This is a genomic window from Ensifer adhaerens (genome assembly GCF_002940685.1).
GTDB classification, from domain to species: domain Bacteria; phylum Pseudomonadota; class Alphaproteobacteria; order Rhizobiales; family Rhizobiaceae; genus Ensifer; species Ensifer adhaerens_E.
The window spans coordinates 343,199-362,851 of sequence record NZ_PNFP01000005.1 but is presented as its reverse complement, the minus strand read 5'-3'; the positions used below and the strand labels follow the sequence as shown (position 1 = coordinate 362,851).

Annotated in this window: 18 protein-coding genes; 5 read left to right on the top strand and 13 right to left on the bottom strand. The window is 63.9% G+C overall.

Features of this window, described 5'->3' with window-relative positions; translation table 11 throughout:
- Positions 1 to 4: 4 nt before the first annotated feature.
- The gene (gene cobM, locus C1A35_RS12740) at positions 5 to 766 is read left to right on the top strand and encodes a precorrin-4 C(11)-methyltransferase (RefSeq protein WP_104664665.1); all 762 of its coding nucleotides are present in this window, start codon (positions 5 to 7) and stop codon (positions 764 to 766) included.
- Positions 767 to 820: 54 nt separating this feature from the next.
- On the opposite strand, the gene mnhG is transcribed toward cobM, so the two are convergent.
- The 11 genes from mnhG to C1A35_RS12685 all read right to left on the bottom strand — a co-directional run bounded on the left by mnhG (position 821) and on the right by C1A35_RS12685 (position 13,861).
- Entirely contained in the window at positions 821 to 1,192 is a 372-nt protein-coding gene (mnhG, locus tag C1A35_RS12735; protein WP_104664664.1) for a monovalent cation/H(+) antiporter subunit G, read from the bottom strand.
- Positions 1,189 to 1,470: a K+/H+ antiporter subunit F gene (locus C1A35_RS12730; RefSeq protein ID WP_034787089.1), complete on the bottom strand. Its 282-nt coding sequence runs from the start codon at positions 1,468 to 1,470 to the stop codon at positions 1,189 to 1,191. Before C1A35_RS12730 ends, mnhG begins: the two co-directional genes overlap by 4 nt.
- A complete protein-coding gene (locus C1A35_RS12725) occupies positions 1,467 to 1,952 on the bottom strand; it encodes a Na+/H+ antiporter subunit E (protein WP_104664663.1) in 486 nt (161 codons plus the stop codon). Before C1A35_RS12725 ends, C1A35_RS12730 begins: the two co-directional genes overlap by 4 nt.
- A 3-nt stretch (positions 1,953 to 1,955) precedes the next feature.
- Positions 1,956 to 3,572: a monovalent cation/H+ antiporter subunit D gene (locus C1A35_RS12720; RefSeq protein ID WP_104664662.1), complete on the bottom strand. Its 1,617-nt coding sequence runs from the start codon at positions 3,570 to 3,572 to the stop codon at positions 1,956 to 1,958.
- Positions 3,565 to 3,912, bottom strand: coding sequence for a Na+/H+ antiporter subunit C (locus C1A35_RS12715; RefSeq protein ID WP_104664661.1), 348 nt, complete (start codon positions 3,910 to 3,912; stop codon positions 3,565 to 3,567). Before C1A35_RS12715 ends, C1A35_RS12720 begins: the two co-directional genes overlap by 8 nt.
- Positions 3,912 to 6,863, bottom strand: a complete 2,952-nt coding sequence (locus C1A35_RS12710; RefSeq protein ID WP_104664728.1) for a monovalent cation/H+ antiporter subunit A — start codon at positions 6,861 to 6,863, stop codon at positions 3,912 to 3,914. Before C1A35_RS12710 ends, C1A35_RS12715 begins: the two co-directional genes overlap by 1 nt.
- 284 nt (positions 6,864 to 7,147) lie before the next feature.
- A complete protein-coding gene (locus C1A35_RS12705) occupies positions 7,148 to 9,787 on the bottom strand; it encodes a bifunctional diguanylate cyclase/phosphodiesterase (RefSeq protein WP_104664727.1) in 2,640 nt (879 codons plus the stop codon).
- A gap of 134 nt (positions 9,788 to 9,921) precedes the next feature.
- Complete coding sequence (locus C1A35_RS12700; RefSeq protein WP_104664660.1) at positions 9,922 to 10,107, bottom strand: DUF3008 family protein; 186 nt, start codon at positions 10,105 to 10,107, stop codon at positions 9,922 to 9,924.
- Positions 10,108 to 10,185: 78 nt separating this feature from the next.
- Positions 10,186 to 11,805 carry a cisplatin damage response ATP-dependent DNA ligase gene (locus tag C1A35_RS12695; protein ID WP_104664659.1) on the bottom strand — a complete coding sequence of 540 codons (1,620 nt, stop codon included), beginning with the start codon at positions 11,803 to 11,805 and terminating at the stop codon, positions 10,186 to 10,188.
- A gap of 3 nt (positions 11,806 to 11,808) precedes the next feature.
- On the bottom strand, positions 11,809 to 12,819 hold the full coding sequence (locus C1A35_RS12690; RefSeq protein ID WP_104664726.1) for a ligase-associated DNA damage response exonuclease: 1,011 nt from the start codon (positions 12,817 to 12,819) through the stop codon (positions 11,809 to 11,811).
- An 88-nt stretch (positions 12,820 to 12,907) separates the two neighbouring features.
- The gene (locus C1A35_RS12685; protein ID WP_104664658.1) at positions 12,908 to 13,861 is read right to left on the bottom strand and encodes a nucleoside hydrolase; all 954 of its coding nucleotides are present in this window, start codon (positions 13,859 to 13,861) and stop codon (positions 12,908 to 12,910) included.
- A gap of 201 nt (positions 13,862 to 14,062) precedes the next feature.
- Here C1A35_RS12685 and C1A35_RS12680 point away from each other — a divergent pair, with 201 nt between their 5' ends.
- Together C1A35_RS12680 and C1A35_RS12675 are read left to right on the top strand one after the other, a co-directional pair.
- The gene (locus tag C1A35_RS12680) at positions 14,063 to 14,386 is read left to right on the top strand and encodes a hypothetical protein (protein ID WP_104664657.1); all 324 of its coding nucleotides are present in this window, start codon (positions 14,063 to 14,065) and stop codon (positions 14,384 to 14,386) included.
- A gap of 197 nt (positions 14,387 to 14,583) precedes the next feature.
- The gene (locus tag C1A35_RS12675) at positions 14,584 to 15,243 is read left to right on the top strand and encodes a hypothetical protein (RefSeq protein WP_104664725.1); all 660 of its coding nucleotides are present in this window, start codon (positions 14,584 to 14,586) and stop codon (positions 15,241 to 15,243) included.
- A gap of 101 nt (positions 15,244 to 15,344) precedes the next feature.
- Here C1A35_RS12675 and lysS read toward each other — a convergent pair whose 3' ends face one another.
- Complete coding sequence (gene lysS / locus C1A35_RS12670) at positions 15,345 to 16,841, bottom strand: lysine--tRNA ligase (RefSeq protein WP_104664656.1); 1,497 nt, start codon at positions 16,839 to 16,841, stop codon at positions 15,345 to 15,347.
- Between the two features lie 12 nt (positions 16,842 to 16,853).
- A complete protein-coding gene (gene gltX / locus C1A35_RS12665) occupies positions 16,854 to 18,311 on the bottom strand; it encodes a glutamate--tRNA ligase (protein WP_104664655.1) in 1,458 nt (485 codons plus the stop codon).
- Positions 18,312 to 18,568: 257 nt separating this feature from the next.
- Between gltX and C1A35_RS12660 the strand changes: the two genes are divergently transcribed.
- Both C1A35_RS12660 and C1A35_RS12655 read left to right on the top strand, forming a co-directional pair.
- Positions 18,569 to 18,916, top strand: a complete 348-nt coding sequence (locus C1A35_RS12660; protein WP_104664654.1) for an ArsR/SmtB family transcription factor — start codon at positions 18,569 to 18,571, stop codon at positions 18,914 to 18,916.
- Between the two features lie 226 nt (positions 18,917 to 19,142).
- Positions 19,143 to 19,523 carry a VOC family protein gene (locus C1A35_RS12655; protein WP_104664653.1) on the top strand — a complete coding sequence of 127 codons (381 nt, stop codon included), beginning with the start codon at positions 19,143 to 19,145 and terminating at the stop codon, positions 19,521 to 19,523.
- The last annotated feature ends 130 nt before the right edge of the window (positions 19,524 to 19,653 follow it).

The following is a 19,653-nucleotide window of genomic DNA, read 5'->3' as shown; positions in this document are numbered from 1 at the left end:
GCCTATGACGGTACATTTCATCGGCGCGGGCCCTGGCGCTGCGGATCTGATCACGGTGCGCGGGCGCGACCTGATCGGGCGTTGCCCGGTCTGCCTCTATGCCGGCTCGATCGTTTCGCCGGAACTGCTGCAATACTGCCCGCCGGGCGCGCGTATCATTGACACTGCACCGATGTCGCTCGACGAGATCGAGGCGGAATATGTGAAGGCGGAGGCCGAAGGGCTCGACGTGGCGCGGCTGCATTCCGGCGACCTTTCGGTCTGGAGTGCGGTGGCCGAACAGATCCGCCGGCTGGAGAAGAACGGTATCACCTATACGATGACGCCGGGTGTGCCGTCCTTTGCGGCGGCCGCGTCAGCGCTTGGGCGTGAACTCACCATTCCGGCCGTCGCCCAGAGCCTGGTGCTGACCCGCGTTTCCGGACGCGCCTCGCCGATGCCCAACACCGAGACGCTCGCCGCCTTCGGTGCGACCGGCTCGACGCTGGCGATCCATCTCGCGATCCATGCGCTCACGCAGGTGGTCGAGGAACTGACGCCGATTTATGGTGCTGATTGCCCAGTTGCCATCGTCGTCAAGGCGTCCTGGCCGGACGAACGGGTGGTGCGCGGAACGCTTGGCGATATCGCCGCCAAGGTGGCGGAGGAGCCGATCGAGCGCACGGCGCTGATCTTCGTCGGCCCGGGGCTCGAAGCCGCCGATTTCCGCGAGAGTTCGCTCTATGACCCCGCCTATCAGCGGCGCTTCAGAGGCCGCGGCGAATAGGCCGCGGTCATCGGCGAACTGTCCTGAGTTTTTCGCTGCAACACGGTTTGAAGTCTATTCCGCCGGTTCTTCGCGTGGCGGCCGCTGCTTGAGCGGGACGCCGCGCTTTTCCTCGACGCGGTCGCGATAAAGTGCGGCCTGCCCGAGCAGCATCAGCGTCACCGGCGTGGTGACGACGACGAAGACGATGATCAGGATTTCGTGGAACACCCAGCGGCTCTGCAGCACGGCAAAGCAGATGATCGAGGCGGTGCAGATCATCAGCACGCCGCCGCTGGTCGCGAGCGTCGGCGCATGCAGGCGTTCGTAGAAGCTCGTAAACCGGAGCAGTCCGACCGAGCCGATCAGCGCAACGAGAGCGCCGAGAACCGCAAGCCCGCAGACGATGATGGCCGCCCAGACAGGAAGATCGGTGAGGTGGCTCATTCGATGATCTCCCCACGCATCAGGAACTTGCCGAAGGCGATCGACGAGACGAAGCCGATCAGCGCGACGATCAGGGCGGACTCGAAATAGAGCGAGTTGGCGGTGCGGATGCCGAAGGTCAAGAGCATCAGCATGGCGTTGATGTAGAGCGTGTCGAGACCGAGGATGCGGTCCTGTGCGCGCGGTCCCCTCACCATGCGATAGAAGGCGAAGGCCATCGCCAGGCCGAGCATGATCTGGGCAATCAGGATCGACCAGATGATTGAAAGTTCCATCATCCGAATATCTCCTTCAGGGCGGTCTCATAGCGCCTGACCGTATCGAGCCAGACATCCTCGTTCTCCATGTCGAGCACGTGGAAGAGCAGGGACTTGCGGTGGCGGTCGTATTCGAGCCAGGCCGTTCCCGGCGTCGCCGTCATGACGCAGGCAAGCAGCGCCAGGGCGTTTTCGTCATCGAGATCGAGATCGATGGTCAGGAAACCCGAGTTCGGCGGCCGGCGCTGGCCTCGCAGGATGACGGCGATGACCGCGATGTTCGAGCGGATGACGTCGAGTGCGACGGCAAAGCCGAAGCGCACGATCAACAGCATCCTGCGCGGATGCGAGCGCACGAGGCCGAGCTTCAGCGTCACCCAGCCGAGACCGGTCGCAAGCACCGTGCCCATGATGAACGTGCCGGGCGCAACCGACTGATTGAGCAGCAGCCAGATGAGGAGCAGCCCGACGGAAAGCAGCGGATAGGGAAACCAGGTGCGCATCGCCTATTGCCCTCCCGCCCGCGGTGCCGAAAGCACCCGTTCCGTATAGCCCGCCGGATCGAACAGCGAATCCGCCGTCGCCTGCATGTAACGCATCGCCGGCCCGGCCTGCAGGCTCAGGAAGATACAGGCGGCAAGCAGCACGACGACGGGCGTGATCTCGATGACGACGACGCGCGGCACGGTGTTTTCGATCGACGCCCAGAAGGTGCGGATGCCGACGCGGTTCATGGCGATCATCGCGGCGAGACCCGAGACGATCAGCAGCGTCACATAGGTCCAGTCGGCTGCGGAAATGGCGGGGGCGGCGTCCGTCCCGGAGAGACCAAAGAGACCGCTAAGGATCGCGAACTTGGCGACGAAGCCGGAGAGCGGCGGCAGGCCGGCGAGCAGCAAGGCGCTGAGGCAGAAGCAGAGGCCGAGGATCGCCATGGTGCCGGGGATCGCCGCGCCGGCCTCTTCCTCCTCCTCGTCCTCGTCGGCATCGCCATAGGCCTCCATCGTCACCGCCAGAACGTCGGCGCCGGCGTCGCGGCCGCGCTCGACCAGTTCGATCAGCAGGAAGAAGGCGGCGATCGTCAGCGTCGAGCTGACGAGGTAGAAGAGTGCGCCGGCGATCATGCTCGGATGGCCAAGCCCGATGGCGGCAAGCAAGGTGCCGGAGGAAACCAGTACCGAATAGGCGGCAAGGCGGCCCATCGCCTGCGATGCAAGCACGCCGATGGCGCCGAAAGCGATGGTCAGCAGCCCGCCCGCAAGCAGAACCGATTGCCCAAAGCCGGCGGAGGCGCCGGCACTCGCGCCGAAGACCAGCAGCGAAAGCCTGAGGATGACATAGATGCCGACCTTGGTGAGGATCGCAAAGACGGCGGCGACCGGCGGCGTCGCGGCCGCATAGGCGGTCGGCAGCCAGAAGCTCAAGGGCCACATGCCGGCCTTGACCAGGAAGGCGACGCCGAGCACCCCGGCGCCGACCTCGACCATCTGGCGATCGTCCGGCGAGAGCGCCGCCAGCTTCATCGAGAGGTCGGCCATGTTGAGCGTGCCGGTTGCGCCATAGATCAGGCTGACGCCGATCAGAAAGAGCGACGAGGCGGCAAGGTTGATCGCGATGTAATGCAGCCCCGCCTTGACGCGCAGCGGCCCGGAGCCATGCAGGAGCAGGCCGTAGGATGCCGCCAGCATGATCTCGAAGAAGACGAAGAGGTTGAAGAGGTCGCCGGTCAGGAACGAGCCGTTGAGGCCGGCGATCAGCAGCTGGAACAGCGAATGGAAGTGATGACCCGACGTGTGCCAGCGCGCGATCGAATAGGCCTGGGCGGCCAGCGCCAGTCCGCTCGTCAGGCACAGCATCAGCGCCGAAAGGCGGTCGAGCACGAGCACGATGCCGAAGGGGGCCGGCCAGTTGCCGAGCTGGTAGACGCCGCTGCCGGCGGGTGCTGCGTCCATCGAGGCGATGCGCATCAGCACCATCGAGAGGATGAAGAGGGCGAGCGTCGAGACGAAGCCCATCACCCCCTTTGCCATGCGGTTGCGCTCGTCGATCGGGATCATCGCGGCGCCGACCATCAGCGGCAGCAGGATCGGCAGGATCAGCAGATGGTGCATCCAGTTAGTCATGGCGCTGCTCCCGGCCGTCGACGTGGTCGGTCCCGGTGAAGCCGCGCGAGGCGAGCAGCACGACGAGGAAGAGCGCGGTCATCGCAAAGCCGATGACGATCGCCGTCAGGACGAGAGCCTGCGGCACCGGATCGGTGAAGCGGCCGAGATCGCCGACGCCACCGGGTTCCAGCACCGGCGGCGCGTTCACGCGAAGGCGTCCCATGCCGAAGATGAAGAGATTGACCGCATAGGACAGCAAGGAGAGGCCGATGATCACCTGGTATGTGCGCGGGCGCAAAAGCAGGTAGACGCCGGATGCCGTGAGAACGCCGATCGCGGCAGAAAGGATGATCTCCATCAGCGCGCCTCCTTTCCGCTGCGCATCGCGCGGGCCTGGGCACGCGGCGCGCGGACCGACTGGTGGGCGAGCGCGATGAGGATCAGCACCGTTGCGCCGAGCACCAGCGAGAAGACGCCGAGATCGAAGAACAGGGCGCTTGCGAGCGGGAACTTCCCGACGATCGGCAGCGTGACGTATTGTGCATGCGAGGTCAGGAACGGATAGCCGAACAACCAGGAACCGATGCCAGTCGCGGCGGCGACCAGAAGGCCGATGCTCATCCAGCGCAGCGGATGGATGCGCAGCCGTTCCTCGACCCAGCGGGTTCCGCCGGACATGTATTGCAGAATGAAGCCGATCGACATGGCGATGCCGGCGGCAAAGCCGCCGCCCGGCAGGTCATGGCCGCGCAGGAACAGGTAGGCTGCCAGCATGCCGATGACCGGGAACATCCAGCGCATGATTACCGACGGCACGAACAGGTATTCGGCGACGCTGTCGCCCTTGTTGCGATCAGGGTGGTCGTCGTCGAAGGCGTTCTGGACGCGCTGCTGTTCCGGGGCCTCCAGGCTGTCTGCCTGCGGGCGGAAGCGCAGCAGCAGGGCAAAGACCGTGAGCGCGACGATTGCGAGAACCGCAATCTCGCCGAGGGTGTCGAAGCCGCGGAAGTCGACGAGGATGACGTTGACGACGTTGGTGCCGCCGCCTTCCTTGTAGGCGCGCTCGAGGAAGTAGCTGGCGATCGTTTCGGGCATCGGGCGGGTCATCATCGTATAGGCAATGAGCGCCACGCCACCGCCGGCTACGACCGCCAGCAGGAAGTCGCGTAGGCGGCGGAAGCGGACCTTGAGCGAAAGCAGCTCATTTTCCTGGGTGTCTTCGATGCGCTTCGGCAACCAGCGAAGACCGAGCAGAATGAGCACGGTCGTGACGATCTCGACGAGGAGCTGGGTCACGGCCAGGTCGGGCGCCGAAAGCCAGACGAAGGTGAGGCAGGTGGTGAGCCCGGCGCCGCCGAGCAGCACGAGTGCCGCCAGCCTGTGGAACTTTGCAAGGATCGCCGCGCCGATCGCGCAGGCGATACCGACCGCCCAGAGGAGGGCGAAGGCCGGATCGATGCTGCGCACGAGAAGCGGCGGCAGTTCGAAATGATTGAACAGGAGCGGCAGCGCGCCGGCGGTGACCGCGATGAAGACGAGGAAACGCATCTGCGGCTGCAGCCGCCGCGTGCCGAGGTTCTGCTCAAGCGCGCGCGCCCACTTCCATGACAGCGTCACCAGCACGCGTTCGAAGATGCGCTGGCCGTGCAGCAAACGGAAGATTGGCGGGCCTTCGACGCTGGTCGCAAGGTAGTTGCGCATCAGGAAATAAAGGCCGACGCCACCCGCCAGCGCAACGAAGCTCATGATCAGCGGCAGGTTCCAGCCGTGCCAGACCGACAGGCTGTAGGAGGGCGTGCTGGCACCAAGGATCGAGACGATTGCGGTGTGCAGGAAGGGGCCGATGGTGATCGCCGGGATGATGCCGACGACGAGGCAGGCGAGCACCAGGAACTCGATCGGCACGCGCATCCAGCGCGGCGGCTCGTGCGGCACCTTCGGCAGGTCTTCCGGCGCCTTGCCGAAGAAGACGCTGTGGATGAAGCGGAGCGAATAGGTGACCGCAAACATGCCGGCGAGCGTCGCGACATAGGGCGTCATCGTATCGAGGATGTTGGCCTGGTGCGTTTCGATCGCTTCGGCGAAGAACATTTCCTTCGAGATGAAGCCGTTCAGGAGCGGCACGCCGGCCATGGCGGCGCTTGCGACCATGGCGAGCACCGCCGTTCCCGGCATGTACCTGATCAGCCCTCCGAGCTTGCGCATGTCGCGCGTTCCCGTCTCGTGGTCGATGATGCCGGCCGCCATGAACAGCGACGCCTTGAAGGTCGCGTGGTTGACGATGTGGAAGACGGCGGCCACGGCGGCCAGCGGGCTGCCGAGGCTCAGGAGCACGGTGATCAGGCCGAGATGGCTGATGGTGGAATAGGCAAGCAGGCCTTTGAGGTCCTGCTGGAAGATGGCGAAATAGGCGCCGAGAAGCAGCGTCGAAAGCCCGGCGAGGCCGACGATCCAGAACCAGGCCTCGGTGCCGGCCATGACCGGCCAGAGGCGCGCCAAGAGGAAGACGCCGGCCTTCACCATGGTCGCCGAATGCAGATAGGCCGAGACCGGCGTCGGTGCCGACATCGCGTGCGGCAGCCAGAAATGGAACGGGAACTGCGCGCTCTTCGTCAGCGCGCCGAGCAGCACGAGGATCAGCACCGGCATGTAGAGCGGCGAGTTGCGGATGAGATCGCCGGAGGCAAGCACGACGTCGAGATCATAGCTGCCGACGATGCGGCCCATCAGCAGGAGGCCGACAAGCATGCAGAGGCCGCCGGTGCCGGTCACGGTCAGCGCCATGCGGGCGCCGTCGCGGGCGTGCGCATTGTGATGCCAGTAGCCGATCAAAAGGAACGAGACGATACTCGTCAGCTCCCAGAAGACCGCAAGCAGGATGAGGTTGCCCGAAAGCACGACGCCGAGCATCGATCCCATGAAGGCGAGAAACAAAGCCAGGAAGCGCGGCACCGGGTCTTCCGCGGCCATGTAATAGCGCGCGTAAAGCACGACGAGCACGCCGATCGCGGTTACCAGGACGGTGAAAAGCCAGGCGAACCCGTCCATCCGCAGCGTGAAGTTGAGGCCGAGTTCCGGAAGCCAGGCGATGTCGTAGCGCAGCACGCCGCCTGAGGTGACAAAGGGATAGAGGCCGGCGGCGACAAGGAAGCACAGAAGCGCGATGGCGCCTGCGAACCAGGCCGTTGCACCGCGCTGATCGGGCGGGAAGAAGATTGCAAGGAGGCTTCCCGCAAATGGGGCGAGAATGAAGACAGAAAGCAATTTTCCCGCGTATTCGATCGTACCGTTCCCTTCGTTCGGGTTCATGGAGAGCGGGCACCAGAGCGCCGTGCTTTCCGAAAGAATGCACAAGGGACGCACCAGGATTTTGTTTCTAGAGCATCTTTTCCGCTTTCAGTGGTTCCACTTGAAGCGGGACACTCTAGAGGCCCGAAAGGGCGATCGCATCAGCGACTGCCGCAGGTGATGCCGCCATTCCCAAAAAGCGGAGGCAGGCAATTGTTTTTATGGCGATTCGCGGCAGGGCTGCCAAGCCTTGAGTGTGCGAAAAATGCACGCACCTGCGTTTTTAACAGACGTTGAGGCGTATCTCAGGCTGCGAGCCACCGGCGCTCGAAGGCGAAGGTCGCAAGATCATTGGCGCTCATCGGCCGGGCGAAGGCATAGCCCTGCAGCCCGTGGCAGCCGAGTTCCTGCAGGATGGCCGCGTGTTCGAGGGTTTCGACGCCCTCGGCGATCACCTCGATGCCGAGCGACGTGCCGATGTCGATGATGGACTCGACCAGACGCTTTTCGGTTGGCGACTTGAGGATTGGCAGGACGAGCTGGCGGTCGATCTTCAAGCGCCGTGGCGTCAGTTTCAGAAGGCTGACGATGGATGCGTAGCCGGTGCCGAAATCGTCGATCTCGATGTCGATGCCGAGTTCTTTGATCCGACGGATGTTCGACAGAACCGTCATGTCGCTTTCGTCGAAGGAGATCGATTCCAGCAGTTCGAACGACAGGCGGCCTGCCGGGATCTGCAACTGTTCGAGGCGATCGATCAGGTTTTCGTCGTGAAGCCGGGCATAGGAGAGGTTGACCGAGACCTTCGGGATATGGATGCCGCTCGCTTCCCAGCGGTAGATCTGGAACAGCGCCTGCTCCAGGATCGCCTGGTCGATCGCCGCCACCACGTTGATGTCTTCCGCCGTCTTCAGGAAGGTGTGCGGGCCGAGCAGGCCCTTGGTCGGATGGTCCCAGCGCGCCAGCGCCTCGACGCCGATGATGTCGAGCGAGCGCGGGCAGAACTGCGGCTGGAAATGCGCGATGAACTCGTTGTGCTCGAGCCCGCGCAGGATCTCGTCGGCGGTCTGCTTGGTCTTGAAGACGGCCGTCTTCAGTTCGCCGGTAAAGATCTCGTGGCGGTTGCGGCCGCGCCGCTTGGCCTCGTAGAGCGCGATGTCGGCATTGACGAGCACGTGCGACAGCTCTTCGCTCGCCTGGCTCTGGGCGGCGATGCCGATGCTGACGCCGATGCGACATTCCTGGTCCTTGTAGCGGACGGGCACGCTCATTGCCTCAATGATGCGCGAGGCCAGCCGGGCATCGGGCTCCACGCCGCCGTCCTGGCGGACGAGGACGAATTCGTCACCGCCGATGCGGGCGACGAAGTCCTTCCCATCGGCATTGCTGCGCAGGAGTTCGGCGGCGTGCCTGAGGATCTCGTCGCCGGCCGCGTGGCCGAGCGTGTCGTTGATCTGCTTGAACCTGTCGAGGTCCATGTGGAAGATGCTGAGCTTCGCCCCGGGGGTGAAATGCCGGTCGCGATCGGCCAGGACCTGGTCGAGGAACCGGCGGTTCGGCAGGCCGGTCAGCGGATCGTGCAGCGCATTGAACTCCATGCGATGGCGCGCCGCCTCGAGCTCGGCGCTGTGCGCCTCGGCCGTGCGCTTGGCTTCGAACAGCGTTTCGCGGGTCTCGAAGTCGGCGGTCACGTCCCAATTGACCCCGACGATCTTCCGGCGTCCGTCAGCGCCGACGTAGAAGGAGCCATTGGCGCGAATGTGACGCGTGCCGCCATCGGGCAGGCGGACACGGAAATCGGAACTGTAGGCAAGCCCGGATTCCAGCGCCTCGGCAAACTCCCGTTCGGCGCGGTCGAGATCATCAGGATGCAGCGCATGCTTCCAGTCGTCATAGGCCTGACGCAGCGACGCCTTTTGCCCATAAAGTTCCTTGGTCCGGTCGTCCCAGAGCAGCTTCCTGCTTGCGACGTCGAGTTCCCAGATGCCGATCTGCGACGAGTCGAGGGCGATCTTCAGGCGATGGGAGAGTTCCTGGAGCTGCGCCTTGCCATGCCTGAGGGCACGAACATTGCCTTGCCGCTCACTCAAGAGGCGCCCGGTCAGCACCATCGGCAGGATGATCATCAGGCCGCCGATGACGATGAGGCCGCGGATGAGCCAGGCATTGCCCGCAGTCGTCGGCCAGCCGCCCTTCGGAACGGCTGCGATATGCCAGGAGCCACCGGGCAGAAGCACGGTGATGTCCACCGGCGCATCGCGGAAAATCTTCGGGTCGCCGTAAAAGACCGGACCTTGCGAACCCGTGCCGTCCCGACCGGCAATGGCGACGTCAATCCCGAGCTCATCGGAAGAAAGGCCGCTGTCGCGATAGAGCCGGTCCATGTCGATGATTGCAGAGATGATGCCCCAGAAACGGTTGCTGCCGCCGCCCGCGTCGATCGACACGGGGAAGCGACCGATCAGCCCCTCGCCGCCCTGGACAAGATCGACGGGGCCGGCAAGCACCATCTGGCCGGTGTCCTTCACCCGCATGACGGCGGCGCGTTGCGCCTCGTTCTTGCGGTAGTCGAGGCCGAGCGCCCTGCGGTTATTTTCGAGCGGATAGACGAGCGAGACGATCAGATCGGGTGCCGCCGCGATGCTGCGCAATTGCGAGCGTTCCGTAAAGACGCTGCGCGATAGCGCGGCGAAACGCTGCTGATCCATTGCCGGCTCGGTGACGAGCGTGCCGATCAGCCCGCGCACAAGCTGGATGTTGCCGTTGACGTTGGCCTCGAGCTTGGAGCGGATGGGATTGAGTTCCTCGGCGACGCGCGCGCGCTGGCGCGCCTCGTCGACCACCTGATTCTGGTTGTCCGCAAGGATGCCGGCGACCAGAACCACGACGGCGGCGATGATCGCCGGAAGATAGCTTGGCGTCAAAACCCTCGAGAGCCTTTTTATTCCGAGGTTCAAAGCATGTCTGGCAGGCACAAAACACCCCGGCGGCACGCGAATGGCTATGTAACGACAGGGATTTTCCCAAAAGGGTCTTAATAATTCTTGCTTTAGGCGTCGCTTTTGTTCGAGGCGTGCAATTAACTGCCCTTCCGTTCGGGCAGCGTCTTGCCCTTGGTTTCGGCAAGCTCCTTGAGCTCACCTTCGCTCATGGATTCTTCCATTTCGCGCGAGGCGCCCTTCAGGCTGGATTTCTTGATGTCTCCGCGCTTTGCGGCAAGCGCGGCGCCGGCCGCACGCTGCTGGGCTTTCGACTTTGCTGGCATGATGCTTGGCCTTTCGGTTGGTGGTCCGATCCCAACGCGCAGCCGTCGTCAGTGTTCCCTTGATCTTCGCAGGTGTTGTTATGTGCTCTCGCGCGCTTCGATCATCGCCTGCAGCGTCTCCAGGCGATCGGCATCGCGTGGCAGCTTGTCCTGCCTCAGACGTGCGATGCGCGGGAAGCGCATGGCGACACCGGACTTGTGCCGGGTCGAGCGGTTGATGCCCTCGAAGGCGACCTCTACCACGAAGCCGAAATCGGGCTCGGCGCGCACGGCCCGGACCGGCCCGAAGCGCTCGATCGTGTTGTCGCGGACGAAACGGTCGAGGATTTCCAGTTCGGCATCGGTGAAGCCGAAATAGGCCTTGCCGACCGGCACCAGCGTTTCCTTTCCGTCGACGGCGGTCCAGGCGCCGAAGGTGTAGTCGGAATAGTAGCTCGAGCGCTTGCCGTGGCCGCGCTGGGCGTACATCAGCACCGCGTCGATGTTGAAGGGCGCGCGTTTCCACTTGAACCACGGGCCTTTGACGCGGCCCGGCGTATAGGGCGAATCCAGCCGCTTCAGCATAATGCCTTCGATTACCGGATCGGGCGGATCGGCGCGCAGCCGGTCGAGTTCTTCCCAGGACGAAAACGGCACGAGCGGCGACAGGTCGAAATGCTGCGGCGAGGCGCGCTCGACGATGTCGGCGAGCAGCGCGCGTCGTTCGACGAAGCCCAGTGGGCGAACGTCCTCTTCGCCTGAGAAGAGAATGTCATAGGCGCGGACGAAGGCCGGATAGGTTTCGATGAGCTTAGGGCTGACCGTTTTGCGGTTCAAGCGTTGCTGCAGGTCGGCGAAAGTTCGGGTAGCGCGATTGGTACGCGCGGTGCCGCCGACGAGCAGTTCGCCGTCGATGACGCCGGTGAAGTCGGCGGCGTCCAGCACGTCGGGAAAGGCGCCCGATATCTCGTCACCGCTGCGGGAGTAAAGGCGTCTGACGCCGCCGATGTTGGCAAGCTGCACGCGGATGCCGTCCCACTTCCATTCGGCGGCGAAATCCTTGGGGTCGAGCGCGTCGAGATCGCCTTCGCCGACGGGGTTGGCGAGCATGACCGAATGGAAGACTGCGGGTGTCGAAAGCGCGGGTTTCTCCGCTTCTCCCGATAGCCAGCGAAAGAGCGGCAGATAGGGCGGCGACAGGCCGTGCCAGAGGGTCTCGATCTCGGCGACATCCTTGTCGCCCATGTCGGCAAGCGCCTGCTTGGCGAGTTTCGCCGATACGCCGATGCGCAGGCCTCCCGTCACCAGCTTGAGAAAGGCGAAGCGCGCCGAGGTGTCCAGATGGTCGAGCATGTCGCGCACGACGCTGCGCACTTCCGCGCGCCCGGTTCTTTGCAGGCGCTCGATTGCGGCGCCCAAGGGGATATCAGTTTGCACTGACCCGGCAGGCGGCTCCCACGCGAGCGATACCGTCTCGGCGAGGTCTCCGACATAATCGTAGGAGTATTGGAAGAGCACCGCGTCCATACGTTCGAGCAAGAGGTCGCGGATCATCGCCGGCTTGACGGTGTTGAGCGAGAGCGTGCCGGCGATCGCGGCGAGCGCATAGCCGCGATCGGGATCCGGCGCGGCGCGAAAGTAATCGACGAGCAGCCGGATCTTGGCATTGCGCTGCGGGCTCAAGACGAGACGGTCGAGCAGTTCGGCAAAGGCGCGCATCGCTCACTCTCCCTCGTCGTCGTAGCCGACGAGATGCAGCGGGCGGGCCGCGATGCCCTTGATCTCGCACCAGCGCACGAGTGCTTCCTCGCGCCCGTGCGTGACCCAGACCTCGGCCGGTGCGATCTCGGTGATCGTCTCGGTCAGTTCGGCCCAGTCGCAATGGTCGGAGATAATCAGAGGCAGCTCGACGCCGCGCTGCTTTGCCCTTTGCCGGATCAGCATCCAGCCGGATGCGAAGATGGCGATCGGGTCGGCGAAGCGCCGGGACCAGCGATCGGCGAAGGCGGCGGGCGGGCCGACGACCACCGTGCCCCGAAAATCCTGCTTTTCTTCGGCGGCAAGCGTTGCCGGGCGCAGTTCGCCAAGGTCGATGCCCTGGCTCTGATAGTAGTCGCAGAGCCGCTGCAGGGCGCCGTGGATGAAGATCGGCTCGTGGTAGCCTTGTTCGCGCAGCAGCGCGATGACCCGTTGCGCCTTGCCGAGCGCATAGGCGCCGACCACATGGGTCCGCTCGGGGAATTGCGCGAGCGACGTCAGCAGCTTGCGGGTCTCGATCCGGTCATCGGGATGGTGAAAGACCGGCAGGCCGAAGGTCGCCTCGGTGATGAAGACGTCGCAGGCGACCGGTTCGAAGCCGGCGCAGGTGGGGTCCCGCCTCCGCTTGTAATCGCCTGACACGACGATGCGGGTGCCGCCCGCGCGAACCGAAATTTGCGCCGAGCCGAGCACGTGGCCAGCCGGATGGAAGCCCACCTCGATGCCATTGAAGACAAGTGCTTCACCGAGTTCGATCGGCTGACTCGTGCCGCAGAGGCCATCGCCGTAGCGGATGCGCATGATGTCGAGGGTTTCGCTCGTCGCGAGCACCTGGCCATGGCCGGCGCGGGCATGGTCGGAATGGCCATGGGTGATCAGCGCCCTTTCGACCGGCTGCACCGGGTCGATGTAGAAGTCGCCGATCGGGCAGTAGAGACCTTTGGGGGCGGGATAGAGCAGGGCGTCCGGTTTCATGGACATAAAGATAGCCGGCGAACGCGGGTCCGCCAGCCATCTTGTCCAAGTTTTTCGAGGCGCAACAACGGTCGCACCTCGATAAGGTTCAGCCGCCGAGAACCAGCGTGTCGCTGATCAGCTTCAGCGTGCGGGCGGCATCGATGTCGACGCAGGCCTTCTGGCTCGGCAGATCGTCCCAGGGGCTCGGCGGGAACAGCCGGTTGTCGGGGCTCTGGATCGTCTGGCCGTCGGCGATGCCGCTGCAGACGACGCGGATCGAGCCGCTTCTGACGGTGAAGAGGTCCGGCGCCACGACATAGGCGCAGGCGCAGCTGTCATGCACGACCATGCCATCGGGCACGTGCTGCTCGTAGAAGGTGACGTAGAACTTCGAGATGTCGGCGAGCAGCCTGCCGGCGTCACCGCCGCGTTCGGCGATGTCGGCGATCATCGCCTTGGTCATGACAGTCTGCGTGGTGACGTCGAGACCGACGACCGTCACCGGCCAAGGCGCCGTCATGACAACGTCGGCGGCTTCCGGGTCGCCGTGGATGTTGGCTTCGGCAGCGGGCGTGATGTTGCCGTTGACGTCGAAGGCGCCCCCCATGATGACGACTTCGCGCACGAGGGCCGCGAACTCCGGATCCTCGCGCAGCGCCAGCGCCAGGTTGGTCATGCGGCCGACGGCGATCAGCGTCACTTCGCCGGGGTGGGCGCGAACGGTGTCGATGATGAAGCGGTGGGCCGGACGCGGGTCGACCGGCAGGTCGACCGTCTCGGGCACGTCGATGTTGCCGAGACCGTCGTCACCGTGGATGAAGGTCGGCCAGCCGACATGCGGGCGGTCGGGATTGAAGGTCTTGTCGAGGCCCTTGGCGACCGGCGCGTCGATGCCCCAGCGCTGTTTCAGGAAGAGCGCATTGCGGGTGGTGGTCTCGACCGAGGCATTGCCGAAGACGGTGGTGATGCCGATCAGGTCGATGGCCGGGTGACGGTGCAGGAAGAGCAGCGCCATCGCATCGTCGATGCCCGGATCCGTATCGAAGATAACTTTATGCATTCTCGTTCTTCTTTTCTTGTTCTTGTGTTTGACGGCTCGCAATGGAGGCAAGATGGCCGCGAATGTCAATCGCCATCCGGGTTGATGGGGGAGCGGCCGCGCCTCTGACCGGTTTCCATGGGAACACCGCCAACCGGGCGAGCATGGCAAGCTCTGCGTGTGGATGGGAACGGCTCATCCAGTCAACCGGGAGGTAATGTCATGCATAGGCTGGTCCTTGTTTCCATGATCGTCGTCACCGCGGCAACGTCGTTTGCCGCTCCCTCCTTTGCCCAAAGCGCCGGCGGCAAGGGCCGCGGCGGCGGTGGTGGCGGACACGGCTCTTCTGACAGCAGCGACTGGTACGCCGGCATCGGCTCCTTCACCCATGCCAACGACAGCTACAACCGGCGGCGCCCCAAGGTCATCCTGACGAAATCGGGCGCCTATTGCGTCGAAAACCGTAGATGGGTCGACGCCTCGGGCAAGGTGCATCTTTCGCCTTACCGCGAGTGCCGCGACCGCATCGATATCGCCGTGGATTGATCGACGTACAGGCTTGAGAGGGAGGCAGGCGCGCAATCGCCTGCCTCCTTTTTGTTGATCCCCTGCCGCTGGTCTGCTGCGGGTTGCCGGCAGATCGCCACCGCAATTTAAACTTTCCGAAAGGTCGCGCGCCTAATGTTGTGCTGCCCGTTCCGGGCTTTTTGCAATTTCTGGATATGATGGCGGAGTCCACGCTCGTGAAGGCTATCCTCGGCAAGATCAAGCCATCGAAGAGACTGCTCGTCATTCTCACTGCGGCTTTCGGTGTTTCTGCCGCCTCGGGCGCTGCCGCCGTCTATGTCAGCCGCGATGCGCTGATGGCGCGGATGTCCGAGCCGAAGACCTCCGGCCTCGAATGCACGGCCATCCGCACGTTGAAGCTCGGCCATAACGGCCAGCGCTGGATCCGCATGCACATCAAGACCGATCGCGCCGACGGCGAGAGCCGCATGCGCACGGCGCTGCGGGTCGTCGGCGCCTTGGCGAAGACAGAAAAGGCAGATCTCTATCAGGTCGTCGTGCTCGATTCCGCCGGCCCTGAAAACCGGGCCGACGTGCGCGGTGCGGCGATCGGCGCGGAAGTGCTCTTCGCGCCCGGCCCGCAGAGCGTACCCGGCATGAGCGAGACGTTTCGCGCGTCCTACAATGAGGGCACGGCAAATTCCGTCGGTGCCTTCCATGGCAAGATCGTCGACCTGTCGATGGGCGATATCCGCACGATGATGGCGGCCATGGACGACCAATCTTCCTGCATCGACCCGTCGGCGGAAGCGACCGGGGCCGTAACGGCCGAGGGCGGCGCCGCGGACCAGGAGGCCAAACCGGCCGAGACCGCCGAGGCGCCCGCGGGGCACTGAGCGGGGCTCCGTTTCCGGCAGCCGGAAGATAGATCCGAAATCAAAAAAAAGCCCGGTGCTCTCGCGCCGGGCTTTCCTGTTGGTGGCAACGCCGCTCCCGGTCAGTCAGCCTTCTGGCGGCGGGCCGGGAAGAGGATGACGTCGCGGATCGACGGCGCGTTGGTCAAAAGCATGATCAGACGGTCGACGCCGATGCCGAGGCCGCCGGCCGGCGGCATGCCCTGGTCGATGGCATCAAGGAACTCGTCGTCAAGCTGCTTGGCCTTTTCGCCGCGCGCATGCGCCTGTTCCAGCTGCTCGACCATGCGGGCGCGCTGCTCTTCCGGATCGTTGAGTTCGGAGAAGGCGTTGCCCAGTTCCCAGGCGTTGCAATAGGTCTCGAAACGCTCGACGAGGCGCGGCTCGCCCGGCACTTCCTTGGCAAACGGCGAGATGTCCTTCGGGAAGTGGGTGACATGGGCCGGCTGGATGAGGGTCGGCTCGACCTTCTCCTCGAAGAGGAAGGCGAGGCACTCGCCCCAGGTCCAGTCCTTCTCGACCTCAAAGCCGGCAGCCTTGGCGGCGTCACGGGCTTCCGCGTCGGTCTTCATCGCCAGGAAGTCGATGCCGGTCGCTTCCTTGACGGCGTCGGGCATCGGCACGCGGCGGAACGGACCCTTGAAGGAGATTTCCTTGTCGCCGTAGGCAAACTCGGTCGAGCCGTGGATCGCCAAGGCGAGCTCGCCGAACAGGCGCTCGACGAGGTCCATGATGTCCTCGTAGTCGGCATAGGCCCAGTAGCACTCCATCATGGTGAATTCCGGATTGTGCCGGGTGGAGACGCCTTCGTTGCGGAAGTTGCGGTTGATCTCGAACACCTTGTCGGTCAGGCCCGAAACCAGCGTGCGCTTCAGGTACAGTTCCGGCGCGATGCGCAGGAACATGTCGAGCTTCAGCGTGTTGTGATGCGTCTTGAACGGCTCGGCGGTGGCGCCGCCATAGACCGAGTGCAGCATCGGTGTCTCGACTTCCATGAAGCCGTCGTTTTCCATGAAGCGACGGATGCCGGAGACGATGCGGCTGCGCTGCTGGAAGCGCAGCTTCGACTCTTCATTGGTCATGATGTCGAGGTGACGCTTGCGGTAGCGGATCTCGATGTCGGAGAGGCCATGCCACTTCTCCGGCATCGGCAGCAGCGACTTCGTCAGCATGGTGATTGATTGCGCATTGATCGTCAGCTCGCCGCGCTTGGTGCGGCGCACGATCCCGGTGACGCCGATGATGTCGCCGATGTCGATCATCGGCAGCAGGCCGCGGGCCTCTTCGCTGGTCACGTCCTTGTGGCTGAAGATCTGGATCTTGCCCGACGCGTCATGGATGTCCATGAACATGCCGGAGTTGCGCGAGGAGTAGACGCGGCCGGCAACGGTCACGACATCCTGCGTCTCGGTGTCCGGTTCCAGGCCTTCGTACTTGGCGGTCAGCTCGGCATTGCTCATCGTCCGGTGGAAATGCGCCGGGTAGACGTCGCCGATCTGCTCGCGCAAAAGCTTCAGCTTCTGCGCGCGCACTTCCGTTGCGTCGGAGGAGAGGCCAGTGGTTTCGGTCTTGTCGTTCATCTCGTGCTCTCCTTACTTTCCGCTGCCAACCATGGAGGCAACCACCTGGGAGGCCACCTTCAGACGCTGGCGGACCACGGCGCGGCCGAGGATCTCCATGCTGTCGAACAGCGGCAGCGAGCGCTGCGAGCCCGACACGGACACGAAAAGCGGCGCCAGGATCACCTTCAGCTTCTTGCCCATGCGCTCGGCGATCGCGCGCAGTTCGGCTTCGATCGATTCCTTGTTCCATTCTAGGATCTTTTCGAGATCCGGCTGAACGGTGTTGAGGATCTCGAGCAGTTCTTCGGGCGTCGACTTGACGCCGGCGAAGGCTTCGGGCTTGAGGCCGAGGTCGGACTTCAACAGGAAGCTTGCGAGATCGGGCAGTTCGCCGAGCTTCGAAATGCGCGACTGGCTGAGCTTCAGGCCCTGTTTCAGGCGGTCGTTTTCCATGGCCCAGGCAAGGACGCGGGCGGCGAATTCTTCTTCCGAAAGCTTCTCGCGGATCCAGCGGGCGTTCAGCCAGTCGAGCTTCTGGATGTCGAAGATCGCGCCGGCCTTGGAGAGGTTCTCCGAGTCGAACTTTGCCGCCAGTTCCTCGATCGTCAGCAGCTCCTCGCCCTCGGCGATCTGGATGAAGAACAGGCCGAGGAAGTTCATCAGCGCTTCCGGCAGGTAGCCGAGTGCGGTGTAGTAGGAGATCGACGTCGGGTTCTTGCGCTTCGACAGCTTCGACTTGTCGGCATTGCGCATCAGCGACAGGTGCATGAACTTCGGCGGCTCGAGGCCGAGATACTGGTAGATCAGGATGTGCTTCGGAACGGAAGCCAGCCACTCCTCGCCGCGCGCGACGTGGGTGATCTTCATCAGGTGATCGTCGACGACGTTTGCCATGTGGTAGGTCGGCATGCCGTCGGCCTTGAGCAGGACCTGCATGTCGACGGCATCCCACGGGATTTCCACGTCGCCATAGACGCCGTCGTTGAACTTGCACGAGCCCTCGGTCGGGATCTTCATGCGCACGACATGCGGCTCGCCGGCGGCAACGCGCGAGGTTACCTCTTCGGCGGACAGGTGAAGACACAGGCCGTCATACTTCGACGGCTTGCCGGCGGCGCGCTGGCTTTCGCGCATCTGTTCCAGCCGTTCGGGCGTGCAGAAGCAGCGGAAGCCGTGACCGTTCTCGACGATCTTCTCGACGTAAGGGCGATACATGTCCTTGCGGTCGCTCTGGCGATAGGGCCCGTAGGGGCCGCCGACGTCAGGACCTTCCGACCATTCGAGCCCGCACCATTTCAGCGCGTCCAGCACCTTCTGTTCGAACTCCGGCGTCGACCGGGTGGCATCGGTGTCTTCGATGCGCAGGATGAATTCGCCGCCGTGCTTTTTCGCAAAGAGGTAGTTGAACAGAGCGATATAGGCCGTGCCGACATGCGGCTCGCCGGTGGGGGAGGGTGCGATGCGTACCCGGACTGCTGAATTTGCCATGGTCTTTGCCCGTCTGACGTGCTTTTCGCCCCTTGCCGGAGAAGAAACCGGCCGCCGGGGGCGCGCATTTTATGGGAAGGAAAGGCCCGCAAGGGTGCCGCAACTGCGGTATCGGCAGGCTATTCCAATAGGCTCGGGTGAGACCATAGAACGCCGGTCATGTCAACGGAAACCGGATCACGCCAGTTTTTGTTGACACCGCCTCTGGCGGGCGGTAATGAACCGAAAGGTTATTTAACTGAAAGGTTTTTTAGAAAATGCCGGAAGATCGCTTGTCGACGACGCTCTCAGCCCTGGCCGACCCAACGCGCAGGGCGATCCTCGCCCGTCTCGCGCTCGGAGAAGCCTCGGTCGGCGAGCTGGCGGAGCCCTTCGAAATGAGCCTGCCGGCAGTCTCCAAGCACCTGAAGGTCCTTGAGCGCGCCGGGCTGATCAGCCGCGGCCGCGAAGCGCAATGGCGCCCGTGCAAGCTCGAAGCCGCTCCGCTCAAGGACGTCAACAGCTGGCTCGACAGCTATCGTCGCTTCTGGGAGCAGAAGTTCGACCGTCTCGACGCCTATCTGCAGGAACTTCAGCACATCGATCCCGGCGCCGGCAAAAACTGATCGCGCCACCGGCTTCCGTCTTCAGCCGTTCTAGGCTAAGCAGATCCGGTCGAAAAAGGCAGGACCGGATATGGTAAGCCCGGTCCCTTCGGTTTTTTAAACGAAGCTCTGCTCGAACGTCCCGTTCGAACCCGCGACGTGGTTCCGATGCAATCGCATCGGTCCGCGGCGGGGTGTATGCAATCGACGCAGTCCGCCGCGTTTGTCAAAACACGGAGACAGCAACATGCAACTGAACCATATCGATCTTCATAGCCCCGTCGTTTCAGAAACGGCGTCCTTCCTCGTCGATCACTTCGGCCTGACGCTGGTCGAAAAGCGCGGGAAGGATTCCTTCTATCGCCTGACGGACGGTTCTGGGCTCGTGCTCGTCGTCAGTCCGCCGATCGCCGCACTTGGCGGCGGCGACCAGGTGAGCCTCGGCGTCCAGACCTATCATATCGGCTTCCTGGTGCCGACGCGCCGCGCGGTCGACGACGTCCACCAGCGGCTGCGCGCCGCCGGCATTCAGATGAATGCGCCGCAGGAGCGGCACGGCGCCTATGTCTTCTACACGGTGATACCCGGCAACATCCTGGTCGAGGTCGGTCATCGGCCGGATGCTTGACGAGCTGAAACCGGATCGGAACGTTTCCTGAGGAGATGCGTTGTCCAACCAGAAGGCGTGGGGAACGGCCCCGGCAGGCTCGGCGGAAAGAGCAAACGACCCCGTTTGTCTTGCCGCTGATGGCTCGCGG

Bases quoted from the DNA above. Each gene is read 5' to 3' on its own strand.
- cobM (WP_104664665.1), top strand. From the start codon at position 5: ATGACGGTACATTTCATCGGCGCGGGCCCTGGCGCTGCGGATCTGATC.
- mnhG (WP_104664664.1), bottom strand. From the start codon at position 1,192: ATGAGCCACCTCACCGATCTTCCTGTCTGGGCGGCCATCATCGTCTGC.
- C1A35_RS12730 (WP_034787089.1), bottom strand. From the start codon at position 1,470: ATGATGGAACTTTCAATCATCTGGTCGATCCTGATTGCCCAGATCATG.
- C1A35_RS12725 (WP_104664663.1), bottom strand. From the start codon at position 1,952: ATGCGCACCTGGTTTCCCTATCCGCTGCTTTCCGTCGGGCTGCTCCTC.
- C1A35_RS12720 (WP_104664662.1), bottom strand. From the start codon at position 3,572: ATGACTAACTGGATGCACCATCTGCTGATCCTGCCGATCCTGCTGCCG.
- C1A35_RS12715 (WP_104664661.1), bottom strand. From the start codon at position 3,912: ATGGAGATCATCCTTTCTGCCGCGATCGGCGTTCTCACGGCATCCGGC.
- C1A35_RS12710 (WP_104664728.1), bottom strand. From the start codon at position 6,863: ATGAACCCGAACGAAGGGAACGGTACGATCGAATACGCGGGAAAATTG.
- C1A35_RS12700 (WP_104664660.1), bottom strand. From the start codon at position 10,107: ATGCCAGCAAAGTCGAAAGCCCAGCAGCGTGCGGCCGGCGCCGCGCTT.
- C1A35_RS12695 (WP_104664659.1), bottom strand. From the start codon at position 11,805: ATGCGCGCCTTTGCCGAACTGCTCGACCGTCTCGTCTTGAGCCCGCAG.
- C1A35_RS12690 (WP_104664726.1), bottom strand. From the start codon at position 12,819: ATGAAACCGGACGCCCTGCTCTATCCCGCCCCCAAAGGTCTCTACTGC.
- C1A35_RS12685 (WP_104664658.1), bottom strand. From the start codon at position 13,861: ATGCATAAAGTTATCTTCGATACGGATCCGGGCATCGACGATGCGATG.
- C1A35_RS12680 (WP_104664657.1), top strand. From the start codon at position 14,063: ATGCATAGGCTGGTCCTTGTTTCCATGATCGTCGTCACCGCGGCAACG.
- lysS (WP_104664656.1), bottom strand. From the start codon at position 16,841: ATGAACGACAAGACCGAAACCACTGGCCTCTCCTCCGACGCAACGGAA.
- gltX (WP_104664655.1), bottom strand. From the start codon at position 18,311: ATGGCAAATTCAGCAGTCCGGGTACGCATCGCACCCTCCCCCACCGGC.
- C1A35_RS12660 (WP_104664654.1), top strand. From the start codon at position 18,569: ATGCCGGAAGATCGCTTGTCGACGACGCTCTCAGCCCTGGCCGACCCA.
- C1A35_RS12655 (WP_104664653.1), top strand. From the start codon at position 19,143: ATGCAACTGAACCATATCGATCTTCATAGCCCCGTCGTTTCAGAAACG.